The 14,230-nt window shown below is 71.8% G+C and carries 12 protein-coding genes and 1 pseudogene; 2 read left to right on the top strand and 11 right to left on the bottom strand.

The window, feature by feature from the left end:
* Positions 1-129 precede the first annotated feature (129 nt).
* From htpX to ACIBEF_RS08320, 8 genes are all read right to left on the bottom strand, one after another.
* Positions 130-1,005: a zinc metalloprotease HtpX gene (htpX, locus tag ACIBEF_RS08355; protein WP_124858758.1), complete on the bottom strand. Its 876-nt coding sequence runs from the start codon at positions 1,003-1,005 to the stop codon at positions 130-132.
* A gap of 116 nt (positions 1,006-1,121) precedes the next feature.
* Positions 1,122-2,609 (bottom strand): NADH-quinone oxidoreductase subunit N, encoded by a 1,488-nt coding sequence (locus ACIBEF_RS08350; RefSeq protein ID WP_396792326.1) that lies wholly within the window; start codon positions 2,607-2,609, stop codon positions 1,122-1,124.
* A 55-nt stretch (positions 2,610-2,664) separates the two neighbouring features.
* Positions 2,665-4,173 (bottom strand): NuoM family protein, encoded by a 1,509-nt coding sequence (locus ACIBEF_RS08345; protein WP_396792324.1) that lies wholly within the window; start codon positions 4,171-4,173, stop codon positions 2,665-2,667.
* Positions 4,170-6,101, bottom strand: a complete 1,932-nt coding sequence (locus ACIBEF_RS08340) for an NADH-quinone oxidoreductase subunit L (protein WP_396792323.1) — start codon at positions 6,099-6,101, stop codon at positions 4,170-4,172. Before ACIBEF_RS08340 ends, ACIBEF_RS08345 begins: the two co-directional genes overlap by 4 nt.
* The gene (gene nuoK / locus ACIBEF_RS08335) at positions 6,098-6,460 is read right to left on the bottom strand and encodes an NADH-quinone oxidoreductase subunit NuoK (RefSeq protein WP_396792321.1); all 363 of its coding nucleotides are present in this window, start codon (positions 6,458-6,460) and stop codon (positions 6,098-6,100) included. The genes ACIBEF_RS08340 and nuoK overlap by 4 nt, the downstream gene beginning before the upstream one ends.
* On the bottom strand, positions 6,457-7,011 hold the full coding sequence (locus ACIBEF_RS08330) for an NADH-quinone oxidoreductase subunit J (protein ID WP_355005689.1): 555 nt from the start codon (positions 7,009-7,011) through the stop codon (positions 6,457-6,459). The genes nuoK and ACIBEF_RS08330 overlap by 4 nt, the downstream gene beginning before the upstream one ends.
* A gap of 25 nt (positions 7,012-7,036) precedes the next feature.
* Positions 7,037-7,633: a NuoI/complex I 23 kDa subunit family protein gene (locus ACIBEF_RS08325; RefSeq protein WP_396792319.1), complete on the bottom strand. Its 597-nt coding sequence runs from the start codon at positions 7,631-7,633 to the stop codon at positions 7,037-7,039.
* 103 nt (positions 7,634-7,736) lie between these two features.
* Positions 7,737-8,165 (bottom strand): ester cyclase, encoded by a 429-nt coding sequence (locus ACIBEF_RS08320; protein WP_328652088.1) that lies wholly within the window; start codon positions 8,163-8,165, stop codon positions 7,737-7,739.
* An 88-nt stretch (positions 8,166-8,253) separates the two neighbouring features.
* Between ACIBEF_RS08320 and ACIBEF_RS08315 the strand changes: the two genes are divergently transcribed.
* A complete protein-coding gene (locus ACIBEF_RS08315) occupies positions 8,254-9,273 on the top strand; it encodes a glutathione S-transferase family protein (RefSeq protein ID WP_396792317.1) in 1,020 nt (339 codons plus the stop codon).
* A gap of 363 nt (positions 9,274-9,636) precedes the next feature.
* Here ACIBEF_RS08315 and ACIBEF_RS08310 read toward each other — a convergent pair whose 3' ends face one another.
* Together ACIBEF_RS08310 and ACIBEF_RS08305 are read right to left on the bottom strand one after the other, a co-directional pair.
* Positions 9,637-10,599, bottom strand: a complete 963-nt coding sequence (locus ACIBEF_RS08310) for an NADH-quinone oxidoreductase subunit H (RefSeq protein WP_396792315.1) — start codon at positions 10,597-10,599, stop codon at positions 9,637-9,639.
* Between the two features lie 398 nt (positions 10,600-10,997).
* Positions 10,998-11,594: pseudogene (locus ACIBEF_RS08305) on the bottom strand (NADH-quinone oxidoreductase subunit C); the annotation flags it as partial.
* A gap of 105 nt (positions 11,595-11,699) precedes the next feature.
* Between ACIBEF_RS08305 and ACIBEF_RS08300 the strand changes: the two are divergent.
* Complete coding sequence (locus tag ACIBEF_RS08300) at positions 11,700-12,746, top strand: glucose 1-dehydrogenase (protein WP_396792313.1); 1,047 nt, start codon at positions 11,700-11,702, stop codon at positions 12,744-12,746.
* A gap of 16 nt (positions 12,747-12,762) precedes the next feature.
* Here ACIBEF_RS08300 and ACIBEF_RS08295 read toward each other — a convergent pair whose 3' ends face one another.
* Positions 12,763-14,079 (bottom strand): DUF2252 domain-containing protein, encoded by a 1,317-nt coding sequence (locus ACIBEF_RS08295; RefSeq protein ID WP_396792312.1) that lies wholly within the window; start codon positions 14,077-14,079, stop codon positions 12,763-12,765.
* Positions 14,080-14,230: the final 151 nt, after the last annotated feature.

Raw genomic sequence — 14,230 nt, 5'->3', positions numbered from 1 at the left:
CTCCCGGGGATGTAATGAGCGTGAGCCGTTATGACCCTAACGCCATCACTCGGCCGGTAGACAACGGAAATACAGCACTCCGCCCGTACCCGGCGTGGCCAGGTACGGGCGGAGGCGGTGTTCAGCGGGTCAGCGCTGGAACTGCACCGGCCCCGAGTTGCGGGCCATCTGCTCCAGCCGGGCGACGCGGTCCTCCATCTTGGGGTGGGTGGAGAAGAGCGCCGCCATGCCGCCACCCCGGAACGGGTTGGCGATCATGAGGTGGGCGGTGCTGGTGAGCTGCCCCTGGGCCGGCAACGGCCGACGTCGGGCCACCGCGTCGATCTTGCGGAGCGCGCTGGCCAGGGCCAGCGGGTCGCGGCTCAGCTCGGCGCCCGAGGCGTCCGCCTGGAACTCGCGGCTCCGGCTGATCGCCAACTGGATCACGGTGGCCGCGATCGGGCCCAGGATCAGGGTGAGCAGCAGCACAGCGGGGTTGGGTCGATCCTCGTCGTCCCCGCCGCCCAGCGGGATGAAGAAGGCGAGGTTCGCCAGCAGGGTGATGATGCTGGCCAGGCCGGCGGCCACGCTGGAGATCAGGATGTCCCGGTTGTAGACGTGGGACAGCTCGTGCCCGATCACGCCGCGCAGCTCACGGTAGTCGAGGATCTCGGTGATGCCCTGGGTCACGCAGACGGCAGCGTGCTGCGGGTTGCGGCCGGTGGCGAACGCGTTGGGCTGCGCGGTGGGGCTGACGTAGAGCCGCGGCATCGGCTGCCGGGCGTCGGTGGCCAACTCCCGGACCATCCGGTACAGCTCGGGGAACTGTGCCTCGGTGACCGGTTGCGCCCCCATCGAGCGCAGTGCGAGCTTGTCGGAGTAGAAGTAGGTGACGCCGTTCATGACCAGAGACACGACGACGGCGATGACCAGGCCGCCGCTGCCGCCGAACCAGTAGCCCACCGCCAGGATCAGGGCGCTGAGCAGGCCGAGCAGCGCTGCGGTCTTCAGACGGTTGTGGTGCACGATGTCTCCTTCGGTGCACGGATCACCGGGATCCGCTGACCGGTCCAACAACCCGGTACCCGTCAACCATCCGTCTCAACGCTGAGAGTTCACTGAGACCGGGGCCGCAGGTCAGGTCAACGGCCGGCCAGGTCGAGCACCAGCTGCGGGGCGACACCCAGCACCACGGCGGCCACCGTCGCCACCGCCAGCACCACCCCCACCACACCCACCACGGGTACGGCCGCGGCGCCGCCGACGTTCGGGGCGGCGAGAGGCGTCGGTGCCCACAGCGCGGCGGTCACCCGCAGGTAGTAGGCGAGCCCGATCACGGCGTTCAACGCCACCACCAGCGCCAGCCAGGCCGCGCCACCGTCCAGCAGCGTCCGGACCACTGTCACCTTCGCGAACAGGCCAGCCAGCCCTGGCGGCAGACCGGCCAGACCCACCAGCGCGAGACCGAACGCCGCAGCTCGCCACGGGTGCCGTCGGGCTGCCCCGCGCAGGTCGTCCAGCGTGCCGCCGTCCGCACCCGTCGGCCGCAGCGCGGTCACTCCGGCGAACGCGGCCAACTCCAACACCACGAAGAAGACGGCGTACGCGATGGCAGCCGCGTACGCGGCGGACCGTGCCTCGTCCGTGCGTCCGGCGGCCAGCGCCAACGCTCCCAGCGGGGCGAGGATGTAGCCGGCCTGCGCGACGGACGACCAGGCGAGCAGCCGGACGGTCCGCCGCTGACGTAGGGCGACCAGGTTGCCGACGGTCATGGTGAGCACGGCGAGCAGGGCGAGCACCGGACCGGTCTGATCAGCGGGCAGCGCCCGTTGCACCACGGCGAGCAGGGCGACCAGGCCGCCCAGCTTCGACGCGGTGGACAGGTACGCGGCCACCGGCAGCGGCGCGCCGTCGTAGGTGGCCGGCGCCCAGGCGTGGAACGGCACCGCCGCCACCTTGAAGGCCAGGCCGACCAGCAGCACCGCCACCGCGGCGGTGGTCAACGGCAGGTCCCGCACCTCTGGCTGCTCGGCGAGCAGCGCGCCGAGCCGGTCCAGGTGCAGCCCACCGGTCACCGCGTAGAGCAGCGCCGCGCCGAGCAGGGTCAGCGTCGTCGCCACCACGCTGACCACGAAGAAGGTCAACGCGGCCTCGGCGCTCGCGAGGCTCCCCCGGCGCAGGCCGACCAGCACGTACAGCGGCAGGGTCAGCGTCTCCAGGGCGACGATCAGCGTGATCAGGTCGCCGGCCGCGCCGAGCACCACGCCGCCGGTCATCGAGCAGGCCAACAGGAAGGCGTACTCCCCGACCGGTGACCGCCCGGCCCGTAGCGCGGGCACCGACAGCCCGAGCACACCCACCGTGAGCAGCGCGACCACCACGGCGATCAGGGCAGCCCGACCGCCGAAGATCCAGGAGCAGTCGGCGCCCACGCAGAACGTGCGCCGCTCGGCACCCGCCCCGACCAGCGCGGAACCGACGGCGGTGCCGAGCGCGCCGAGCGCGGCCACGGCGATGGTGGCCCGTGGCCGGGCCACGAGCAGATCGGTGATGAGCACGAGCACGGCCGTGCCGGCGGCCAGGTAGGCCGGCAGCAGCGCGACGCTGTCCACGCTCTGCACGACGGTCATCGGGGCTCGCCTTCGTTCGCGACTGCGGGGCTCCGCTCCGCTGCACTCCTCGCGCTCACCGGGACACCACTCCGATCAGGGCGTCGACGGGAGCCTCGGCGACACCGAGGACCAGCGTCGGTGCCAGCCCGATGGCCAACGCGAGCAGCACCAGCGGCACCCAGGCGGTCAACTCCGCACCGGCCAGGCCGGGGCCGACCCGACCGACGGCGGGGCTCGGCCGGTTGTGGGTGACCTGGCGCAGCAACCGCAGGAAGTACGCGGCGGTGAGCGCCCCACCGACCGCCGCCAGCACCCCGAGGGTGGTCCAGAGCGGACCGCCCACCTGCACGGCGGCGATCACCGCGAACGCCTCACCCCAGAAACCGGCCAGGCCGGGCAGGCCCAGCGACGCGATCGCCGCGAACGCGAGCAGACCCGCCAACCGGGGCGAGGTCTCCCGCAGCCCGGACAGGTCGGTGAGGGTGCCCGTGCCGGTACGGTCCTTCACCGCCCCGGCCAGGAAGAACAGCAGGCCGGTGATCACCCCGTGCGCGACGTTGCCGATCAACGCCGCCTGGATGCCGGTGGCGGTCAGCGTGGCGACGCCCAGCAGCACGAAGCCCATGTGCCCCACGCTGGAGTACGCGATGAGCCGCTTGACCTCCGACTGGGCCAGGCAGACCAGCGAACCGATCAGGATCGCGGCGACGGCCAGCACACCGAGCACCGGCGCGGCCCAACGGGCGCCCTCCGGTGCGACCCCCACCGCGACCCTGATCAGGCCGTACGTGCCCATCTTGAGCAGCACACCGGCCAACACGACGCTGCCCACGGTGGGTGCCTGGGTGTGCGCGTCGGGCAGCCAGGAGTGCAACGGCCACAGCGGGCTCTTCACCGCGAACGCCAACGCGAGCAGTGTGAACGCGGCCAACTGGGTGCCCCGGGACATCCCCGCGCCACCGGTCAGCGTCACCAGGTCGGCGGTGCCGGCGGCGGCGACCACGACGTACACGCCGACCAGCAGCAGCACCGAGCCGAACAGCGTGTAGAGGGCGAACTTCCGGGCCGCCCGACGCCGGTCCGTGCCACCCCAGCCGGCGATGATCGCGTACATCGGCAGCAGGACGACCTCGAAGAAGAGGAAGAACAACACCAGGTCCAGGGCGAGGAAGGTGCCCAGGATGCCCACCTCGACCACCAGCAGCAGCGCGACGAGCGCCCGGCCGCTGCCGCCGTCCGGAACCCGCCACATGGTGTACGCGCAGCAGAGCAACGTGAGCAGCGCGGTCAACACCACCAGCGGCCAGGAGATGCCGTCGACGCCGAGGTGGAAGCGCAACTCCAGACCGGGCACCCAGGGCAGATCCAGGTGATGCCACGGGAGCACCGCCGGTTCGTTACCCGACCAGACCAGCCAGTCCTGACGGCCGAACACCAGCGGCACCGCTGCCAGCAGGGTCAACGCCGCCGCGACGGTGCCGACCAACCGGGCCGCCCGGTCCCGGGGCGTCGCCGCCACCGCGACCGCACCCAGCGCCGGCACCGCCAGCACCGTGACCAGCAACCCCTGCCCCAACATCATCGGTTAACTCCAACCAGGGCGGCGGCCAGGCCGATCAGCAGAGCACCGGCCAGTACGCCGGCGGCGGCCCGGGGCAGCGCCGCGCGGTGCAGCGCGGCCAGCCCCGCGCCCAGACCGGACGCGGCTCGCCCACTGCCCTCGACCGCGCCGTCCACCACCACCTCGTCACCCGTACGCGCGGCGCGGGCCAGCGCGCGGACGGGACGTACCACGAGGGTGCGCTGGACGTCGTCGAGCCGGAACGCGCGGGCGAAGACCGGCCGCAGCGGACCCAGCGCGGCGGCCGGGTCGGCGGCCGGGTCGCGCCGCCAGCCCAGCGTCACCAGCGCGGCGCCGAACAGCAGGAACGCCAGCGGCAGCAGCACCCCCGGCCCCAGGTGGACCAGGCCGTCCTCGGAGCCCGCCACCGGGACGGTGGGGAACCGCAGGCGGTCGGCGAACACCCCGACGAACCCGGCCAGACCGAGCAGCGCGGCCGGCACGGCCAGCAGCAGCACCGGCCAGCGCAGCACGGCCGGCGGGTCGTGCGGCTGGAGCAGGGGCAGGCGCGGAGCGCCGAAGAAGGCGCGCAGCAGCAGCCGGCCCGCGTACCAGGCGGTGACCGCCACGCCGACCAGCCCGGCGATCCAGACGATCCAGCCCACCCAGGACGGGGCGGGCCCGGTGCCCTCCAGCGCGGCCGACTCGGCGACCGTCAGCACGCCGTCCTTGCTCCAGAAACCGGCCAGCGGCGGCACCCCGGCCAACGCGCCAAGGCCCACCACGGTGCACCAGAACGTCACCGGCATGCTGCGCCGCAGCCCGCCCATCTCCGACATCAGCGTGGTGCCGACGGCGTGGATCACGGCACCGGCGGCGAGGAACAGCAGCGCCTTGAAGGCGGCGTGGGTGAGCAGATAAAACAGTGCGGCCGACGGTGAACCGACCGCCAGCGCGCCGGTCATGTAACCCAGTTGGGACACCGTCGACCAGGCCAGCACGCGTTTGATGTCGTCCTGGGCGGTGGCGGCGAGCGCGCCGAGCAGCAACGTGATCGCCCCGAGCACCCCCAGCACCGTCAGCGTCACCGGCGCGGCCGTGAACAGCGGGTAGAGCCGGGCCACCGCGTACACCCCGGCGGCGACCATCGTCGCGGCGTGGATCAGCGCGGAGATAGGGGTCGGGCCGGCCATCGCGTCCGGCAACCAGGTGTGCAGCGGGAACTGCGCGCTCTTGCCGGCCACACCGGCGAGCAGCAGCAGGCCGGCAGCGGTCAACGTCGCGCCAGAATGGTCGTGGGCGAGCACGTCGGCGATCCGGAAGCTGCCCGTCGACACACCCAGCAGCGCGATGCCGAGCAGGAACCCGACGTCACCGACCCGGGTCACCAGGAACGCCTTCATGGCGGCGGCGGGGGCGCCGGCCAGTCGGCGGTCGTGGGCGATCAGGAGGTACGAGCAGAGGCCCATCACCTCCCAGCCGACCAACAGCATGATCAGGTCGCCGGCGACCACCACCAGCAGCATGGCACCGGTGAAGAGGCTGATCTGGGCGGCGTAGGGCGGGTAGCGGTGGTCCACGTCGACGTCGTCGTGCGGTCCGCGCCGCAGGTAGCCGATCGAGTAGACCTGCACGGCCAGGGCGACCGCGGTGACCGCCACCGCGACCAGCGCGGCGGCGCCGTCCAGCCGTACGCCGAGGGTCACCGCCAGCCCGCCGAAGTCGACCCAGGTGGTCGACGTTTCCGTCGCCCCGTCGACGGTGAACAGCAGAGCGACGGCCAACGCCAGCGCGCCGGCCGCACCGGTGACGCCGAGCGTCACGGCGGCCGACCGGGCCCGGTCGCCGCCGGTCGCGCTGTCGCGCCGGGGGGCCGGTGGCAGCAGCAGACCGAGCAACCCGGCAACCAGCGGTACGGCGGGCAGCAGCGCCCCGAGCAGCCCGGTCACCGGCCAACCTCCGAGTCCGCGACGACCGGCTCACGCCCGACGGAGGGATCCGGCGACTCGGTGAGCGGCACGTCATCCACCGCGACGGTCGCCCGCAACCGGTAGAGCTGAAGGACGATCGCCAGCCCCACCCCGATCTCGGCGGCGGCGAGGACGATGACGAACAACGCGAAGACCTGCCCCGAGTGCGGGAGCACGGCGCGGGCGGTGGTGTCCGCGGTGACCAGGATCAGGTTGACAGCGTTGAGCATCAACTCGACCGACATCAGCACCAGCACCGCGTTGCGGCGGCGCAGTACGCCGTACACGCCGAGGCCGAACAGCAGCGCGGCGGTGACGTACGGGATGACCGGCCTCACCGGCGCCCCCCGGGCTCGCTGTCGACCAGGTCGCCTGCGTCGCGTTGCGGGGCGGCACGGCCGATGTCCGGCCGGGACAGCACGATCGCGCCCACCAGCGCGGAGAGCAGCAGCACCGACAGCACCTCGAACGGCAGCACCCAGGACTGGAAGATCTGCTCGCCCAGCCGCTCGGCGGTGCCGGCGTCAGGCAACGTGACCGTGCTCCACCGGTACGCGTCGACCAGCAACGCGGCCAGCCCCAGCCCGGCGCCGCCACCGATCAGCGCGGCCGGCCAGCCCGGCCGGTCCAGGTCGTCGGAAGCGCCGATCGGGGCCCGGGTCAGCATGACCGCGAACAGCAGCAGGACCACCACCGCGCCCACGTAGATCAGCACCTGCACCCAGGCCACCAGCTCGGCGCTGAGCACCAGGAAGTCACCGGCCAACGCACCCAGGCACACCACCAGGTACAGCCCGGCCCGGACCAGGTGTTTCGTGGTCACCACCAGCACGCCCGCGCCGACCGCCACCGCGCCGAGGGCGAGCAGCAGCACGTCCGCGCCGGTCACCGGAGCGCCCTTGCGGCCCGGGCGCTCACGACGCCGGGTCCTGGTCGGCGTCGGGGCGTACCGCCGGTGGAGCGGGACGTGCGGCGGCCGCCTTGCGCGCGGCGGAGGTCTCCTCCTTGGCCGGCTCGCCGTTCGGGTCGTGCGCGGGCGGCGGCGGAACGGTGGCCATCCACTGACCGAGGTGGTCCTTGTCGTGCAGCAGGTCCTTGATGTCGTACTCGGCGTACTCGAACTCCGGTGACCAGTAGAGCGCGTCGAACGGGCAGACCTCGATGCAGATGCCGCAGTACATGCAGAGCGAGAAGTCGATGTCGAACTTGTCGAGCACATTGCGCTGGCGGGGGCGGGCGGCGCCGGGCACCACCACCTCCTCCTTGTGCGAGTCGATGTAGATGCACCAGTCCGGACACTCCCGGGCGCAGAGCATGCAGACCGTGCAGTTCTCCTCCGACAGCGCGATCACCCCACGCGAACGGGGCGGCAGCTCGGGGGCCACATCGGGGTACTGCTGAGTGGTCGACCGGCTGGTCATCGTCTTGAGGGTGACCGCCAGCCCCTTCACCAGGCCCGCGCCGGGGAGGCCGCGCTCGCTGGTGTCACCGCGCTCGCTGGGGTCGCTCATGTCGACCATCCTGCCCTGTGGCCACTGCGCGCGCGACCACCACCCACAGGTCGACGACCTCAGGGCTCACCCGAGGAGCGCGGTCACCTGCGGAACAGCCGGATCACGCCCCGGGTCCGCTGACCACGGCCGGTGGGAGCATCTCGACGCCGAGTTGTTGCAACAACTGGAACAACTCGTTGCAGCTCCACACCTCGACGATCCGGCCCGCGGTGTCGAAGCGCAGGAACGTCGCCCCCGAGTAGCTGACCACCTGCCCGGTCGGCGGCACCGGCCCGAACTGCCCGGCGTGGGTGCCCGCGGCCCGCCAGTGCACCGCCACCCGCTCGCCGGCCGCGACCACGTCGACGATCTTGTAGCGGAGGTCCGGGAAGGCCGCCCGACGCTCGCGGTGCCAGGCCAACGTCGCCTCCGGCCCGGTGCCGCCCAGCCCCGGGCACTCCTCGGCGACCAGCTCGTACGCCGACTCCTCCTGGCGGGCATTCCACACATCGGCGATGAACCGCCGGGCCGCCGCCTCCACATCCGTCATGCCGGCAGGGTATCCGGGACCACTGTGCGCCGTAGATCCGCGAGGATTGGGTAGAAACAACAGAACAGACCGGGAGGGCGAGGGCGACGTGGGCGAGGAAAAAGGCGGCAAGTACGTCGAGCCGGGCGGCGAGTTCACCCGCGACCAGCGGTACATCGCCACCCGGATCACCGAGGACGGGCGCGACGGATACCCGGTCGAGCCGGGCCGGTACCGGCTGGCGGTCAGCCGGGCCTGCCCGTGGGCCAACCGCCTGATCATCGTGCGGCGGTTGCTCGGTCTGGAGGACGCCATCTCGATGGCGGTGGCCGGCCCGACCCACGACGCCCGGAGCTGGACCTTCGACCTCGACCCCGACGGCCGGGACCCGGTACTCGGCATCGAGCGCATCCAGGAGGCGTACTTCAAGCGCTTCCCCGGCTACGAGCGTGGCATCACCGTGCCGGCCATCGTCGACGTGCCGACCGGGCAGGTGGTGACCAACGACTACGCGCAGATGAGCCTGGACCTGTCCACGCAGTGGGGGGCGTACCACCGCGAGGGCGCACCGCAGCTCTACCCCGAGCACCTGCGGGAACAGATCGACGAGGTCAACGACGTGGTGTTCCGGGACGTCAACAACGGCGTCTACCGGTGCGGGTTCGCGGGCAGCCAGGAGGCGTACGACAAGGCGTACCACCGGCTCTTCGACCGGCTTGACTGGCTCACCGAGCGGTTGACCGACCAGCGCTACCTGGTCGGCGACACCATCACCGAGGCCGACGTGCGGCTGTTCACCACGCTGGTCCGCTTCGACCCGGTCTACCACGGCCACTTCAAGTGCAACCGGCAGAAGCTGAGCGAGATGCCGGTGCTGTGGGCGTACGCCCGGGACCTGTTCCAGACTCCCGGTTTCGGCGACACCATCGACTTCGACCACATCAAGCGGCACTACTACGAGGTGCACCGCGACATCAACCCGACCGGGATCGTGCCGCTCGGCCCGGACCTGTCCAACTGGCTCACCCCACACGATCGGGAAGCGCTGGGTGGCCGCCCCTTCGGCGACGGCACCCCACCCCCACCCCCGGTCGAGCCCGTAGACCCCGCCCACACCCCGCTGCCCTAAACAAGCAACCCCCGCACCCCCCGCGCCCCCGCCCCGTGCCCGTGCGCGCCACGCGCTCGCCCCGCCCGCGCCGCCGATCTTGCGGTTTCGGTTGCCGGTTCGAGCAATTTGCCCCTTCTGTCGGCACAGTAAGTGCAAGATCGCGGGTCGGTGACCTCTCGCCCCGTCGATCATGGAGTTGTGGTGCCTGGATTATTGCTGTCCGGGAGCTTTGTCACCCACCACAACTCCATGATCGACGCAGCAGGGGCGGCGGGGCGAGCGGGGCAGGGCAGGGCCGGGCGGGGCAGGGCAGGGCCGGGCGGGGCAGGGCCGGGCGGGGCGGGAGGGCAGGGCGGACCCGGGCGACAGGGCAGGGCGTGGTTACAGCGCTATGCGGACGGCTGCGGTCAGGACCAGTTGCGCCAACGAGGCCGGGACCAGGACCAGCCAGCAGAGGCGTTGGAGTTGGTCTTCGCGTAGCCGGGGGTAGGAAACCCGGAGCCAGATAATCACGAAGGAGACCGCGAAGATCTTGAGCAGCGTCCAGAGCCAGCCCAACTGGTCGTCGGCGAACGGGCCCTGCCAACCACCCAGGAACAGCACAGTGGTCAGCGCGGCGATCACCACGATGCCGACGTACTCGGCGAGCAGGAAGAACGCGAACCGCAGCCCGGTGTACTCGGTCATGTAGCCGAAGACCAGCTCGGAGTCGGCAACCGGCATGTCGAACGGTGGTCGACGGATCTCGGCCAGCCCGGCGACGAAAAATATGATCATCGCGGGTGCCTGCCAGAGCAGCCACCACGGCTGCCACGCCTCGACGATGCCCGACAGGCTGAGCGTGCCGGCCGCCATCGCCACCGACGCGGCGGCCAGCACCAGCGGTAGCTCGTAACCGAGCAGCTGGGCCGCCCCGCGCAACCCGCCCAGCAGGCTGTACTTGTTGGCCGACGCCCACGCCGACATCAGCACCGCCACCACCCCGACGCCGACCACGGCCAGCACGAAGAAGAGGCCGATGTCCAACGGTTGCCCGACCAGGTCGTTCGGACCGAGCGGAATGACGAGCAACACCAACAGGTAGGGCACCAGGGCCACCGCCGGCGCCAACCGGAACACCGCCCGGTCCGCCTCGCGCGGGGTGATGTCCTCCTTCTGCACGAACTTGACCCCGTCGGCCACGAGCTGCGCCCAGCCGTGGAAGCCGCCCGCGTACATCGGGCCGAGCCGACCCTGCATGTGCGCCATCACTTTGTGCTCGGCCTGGCCGACAAGCAACGGCAGGGTGAGGAAAGCGACCACCACGCCGCCGATCCGGAGCACCAACTCCAACCAGAGCGGCATCAGGCCGTACCCCCGTCGTGGTCGCTCCGGCCATCGCGGCCCGGCGGGTCCTCGACCGGCTCGCCACCCGACGCGGCTGAGCCCTCGCCGGGCTTGTCGGGTGTGGCCGCGCCGGACGCCGCGTGGCCGGCCTCGTCAACGCCGGGAACGGGCTCGGCAGCCGGCCCGCCGGACACAGGCTTTTCGCGTGTGGCCGCGCCGGGCGCGGCAGTCGGGCCGGCGCCAGGTTGGTCAGGTGCGGCCGGGCCTGCGTCGGGCGCGGGCTGGTCGGCAAGGGTCGGGCCGTCGGTGGCACCGACCGGGCGGGGGGTACGCGCCGGGCGGGCCCCCGGGGCGGGCCGCGCCGGACGCTCACGGGCCGGTCTGGCGGGGGTGCCGCCACGCGGGCCCTCCCCCACTCCTCCGGCGCCGGCCGGGGTGGGCGTGGGCCCCCACTCGCCCGGAGCGGGAACGCCCGGCGGGCGGATCGGTCGACGTCCGCCGCCGGCCTCGGACTCGCCCGGCTCCTTCGCGCCCGGCCAGGGCTTCGCCACCCGGGAGGCCAGCACGAACTCCTTGCGCAGCGGGTGACCCTCGAACTCCGGCGGCAGCAGCAGCGGCAGCAGCGACTCATGCCCGGCGAAGTCGATGCCGAACATCTCGTGCGTCTCCCGCTCGTGCCAGGCGGCACCGGGGTAGACGTCGACCACCGAGGCGACAATGGGCGCGCCGCGAGGCAGCCGGGTACGCAGCAGCACGCCGTGCCGCAGTCGCGTCGACCAGAGGTGCGCCACCACGTCGAAGCCCTCGGCCAACTCGTCGACGGCGGAGAGCCAGTCGAAGAAGTCACAGGCCAGCTCGGCGTCGTCGCGGGCGGCCGAAACCGCTGTGAGCCAACTCGTGGGTGGCACGTCGACGGTGGCCCGGGCGAAACGTTGCCCGCCGGAGACCGACGGGGTCGCCTCAGCCGGCGCGAGCAGCGCGACCAGTCGAGCGCCGACCTCTTCGGGAGTCATGCCGCTGATCCTAGTGCCGGCCGAGGCCGCACCTGGCCGCCGCCGATGCCCGACGATCTGCCGGCTTTGGGCGCGGCGCACGCCTGGGCGGGGAAAGATGAGGACGTGCGCGCTGTGACGGTAAAACCTGGGGTCGCCAACTCACTGAGCCTCGTCGACGATCAGCCGGAGCCGGCTGCCGAGGAGGGCTCTGTCCTGGTCGAGGCGCTGGCGGTGGGGATCTGCGGCACCGACCACGAGATCATCGCCGGGGAGTACGGCGAGGCACCGCCGGGTGCCGAGCGCCTGGTCATCGGGCACGAGTCACTGGGCCGGGTGATCGAGGATTCCAGCGGCACCCTGCAACCCGGTGACCTGGTGGCCGGAATCGTCAGGTATCCCGACCCGGTGCCCTGCCCGAACTGCGCGGTCGGCGAGTGGGACATGTGCCGTAACGGTCAGTACACCGAACACGGCATCAAGGCACTGGCCGGGTTCGCCCGGGACCGCTGGCGGGTGGAACCGCGGTTCGCTGTCGCGCTCGACCCGACGCTGGCCCAGGTGGGGGTGCTGTTGGAGCCGACGAGTGTGGTGGCGAAGGCCTGGGACCACATCGAGCGGATCGGGCACCGGGCCGAGTGGCAGCCGCAGACCGTCCTGGTGACCGGGGCCGGGCCGATCGGTCTGCTGGCCGCGTTGCTCGGCACCCAGCGTGGGCTCACCGTCCACGTGCTGGACCGCAACACCGAGGGCCCGAAGCCGGAGCTGGTCGCCGGGCTGGGCGCCACCTACCACACGGTGCCGGTCAACGACCTGCCCTTCGAGCCGGACGTGGTGATCGAGTGCACCGGCGCTCCCACAGTGGTCCTCGACGTCATGTGCAAGGCCGCCCCCACCGGGATCGTCTGCCTGGCCGGGGTGTCCAGCGGTGGCCGGAGCATCGACTTCGACGCCGGGGCCCTGAACCGGGCGCTGGTGCTGGAGAACAACGTGGTGTTCGGCTCGGTGAACGCCAACCGGCGACACTGGACCATGGCCGCGCAGGCGCTCGCCCGCGCCGACCAGGTCTGGCTCGAGTCGCTGATCACGCGGCGGGTGCCGGTGAACCGGTACGCCGACGCGTACACCCCCGGGCCGGACGACATCAAGGTGGTGCTGGAGTTCGCGTCCTGAGCGACGCCGCGCCCGATCAGATGCCCGGCAGTCGACCGTTGCGGAACAGGTCGACGAAGAGCTGGTGGTCCTGGCGGGCGCGCACCCCGTACGCGTGCGCGAAGTCCACCAGGTGGGCAACGAATCCCTGCTCGTCGGCGTCCACCGCCGCGACGATCGCCTCCTCGGTGGAGTAGTCCACCAGGTCGTGGCTGGATTCGTCGTCGGCGACGGAGTGCATCCGGGCCACCGCCCGACCGAGGTCGACGAGTACGCCGGTCAGTTCCTCCGGTTCGTTCACGTCCGACCAGTCCAGGTCGGCGGCGTACGGGGAGACCTCGGCGACCAGCTGACCGGCCCCGTTCAGCTCGGTGAAGCCCAGCCACGGGTCGGCGTGCGCCTGCAACGCCCGCTGCGACTCGGCGGTCCGGTGGCCCTGGTGCTGGAAGTAGCCACGGACCGACTCGTCGGTGACGTACCGCGCCACGGCCGGCACCTGCGCCTGCTTCATGTAGATGACGACGTCGTTCTCCAGCGCCTGGGTGTGCCCCTCCAGCAGCAGGTTGTACGACGGCAGCCCGGCCGAGCCGATGCCCACCCCCTTGCGCAGCACCACGTCCTTGATCCGCGCCGCCACCGGGCGCAGCTGCGTCGAGGCGGTTGGCAGGGTGCCCAGGTAGTCCTGGAAGGCGGCGCTGACCAGGTCGCGGGTGGCGTCGTCGATCTCGAAGACGCCGTCGCCGATGGAGAACCGTCGCTCGTAGTTGTCGATGGTGGTCTGCGCGGCCAGCAGGTCCACGCGGGTGTTCAGCCGGGCCCGTTGGAGCACCCGGCGTAGCACCCCGTCGGCGTTGTCCAGGGTGATCGAACCGATCGCGTCGTCACCGCCGGCGGCGATGGCCCGCAGCTCGGTCAGGTACGACCGGGCGAACCCGGCCACCAGTTCCCCGATCGCCGTGTCGGAGAGTGCCTTGCCGTAGCCGAGCAGCGCCACGCTGGCCGCGAGCCGGCGCAGGTCCCAGGTGAACGGCCCGACGTACGCCTCGTCGAAGTCGTTGACGTTGAACACGAGCTGCCCGGAGGCGTTCATGTAGGTGCCGAAGTTCTCCGCGTGCAGGTCACCGTGGATCCACACCCGGCTGGTCTGCTCGTCGGAGAACCGGTCGTCGGCGAAGTCGCCGACCTGGTCGGCGTAGAAAAGCGCTGCGCTGCCCCGGTAGAAGGCGAACGGCGACGCCGCCATCTTTCGGAACTTGCGGCGGAAGGCGGCCGGGTCGATCGCCATCGACGCGCCGAACTCCTCGGTGAGCACGTCGACGATGTGGACGGAGCGCTGGTCCCCTGAGCTGCTCATAGTGCGCAGGCTAGTCCGGCGGGTCCACAACGGGGTGGCGAACAAAGCCATCCATCGATCATGCTGTCCGGGTCACGGCGCGGGGGCCCGGACACCATGGTTACGGTCGTCGATCGAGGCATCGCCACGACCGGCGACAGGTCCCTCGCCG

Source organism: Micromonospora sp. NPDC050795 (assembly GCF_044456785.1).
In the GTDB taxonomy this organism is placed as follows: Bacteria; Actinomycetota; Actinomycetes; order Mycobacteriales; family Micromonosporaceae; genus Micromonospora.
The sequence above is the reverse complement of the archived record's forward strand: the minus strand, read 5'-3'. Positions and strand labels throughout refer to the sequence as shown.

What these genes read in the sequence shown, in the direction of transcription:
- ACIBEF_RS08310 (WP_396792315.1), bottom strand. Translation starts at nt 10,599, where the DNA reads ATGCCGCTCTGGTTGGAGTTGGTGCTCCGGATCGGCGGCGTGGTGGTC.
- ACIBEF_RS08295 (WP_396792312.1), bottom strand. Translation starts at nt 14,079, where the DNA reads ATGAGCAGCTCAGGGGACCAGCGCTCCGTCCACATCGTCGACGTGCTC.
- ACIBEF_RS08320 (WP_328652088.1), bottom strand. Translation starts at nt 8,165, where the DNA reads ATGACGGATGTGGAGGCGGCGGCCCGGCGGTTCATCGCCGATGTGTGG.
- ACIBEF_RS08345 (WP_396792324.1), bottom strand. Translation starts at nt 4,173, where the DNA reads ATGATGTTGGGGCAGGGGTTGCTGGTCACGGTGCTGGCGGTGCCGGCG.
- ACIBEF_RS08350 (WP_396792326.1), bottom strand. Translation starts at nt 2,609, where the DNA reads ATGACCGTCGTGCAGAGCGTGGACAGCGTCGCGCTGCTGCCGGCCTAC.
- ACIBEF_RS08325 (WP_396792319.1), bottom strand. Translation starts at nt 7,633, where the DNA reads ATGAGCGACCCCAGCGAGCGCGGTGACACCAGCGAGCGCGGCCTCCCC.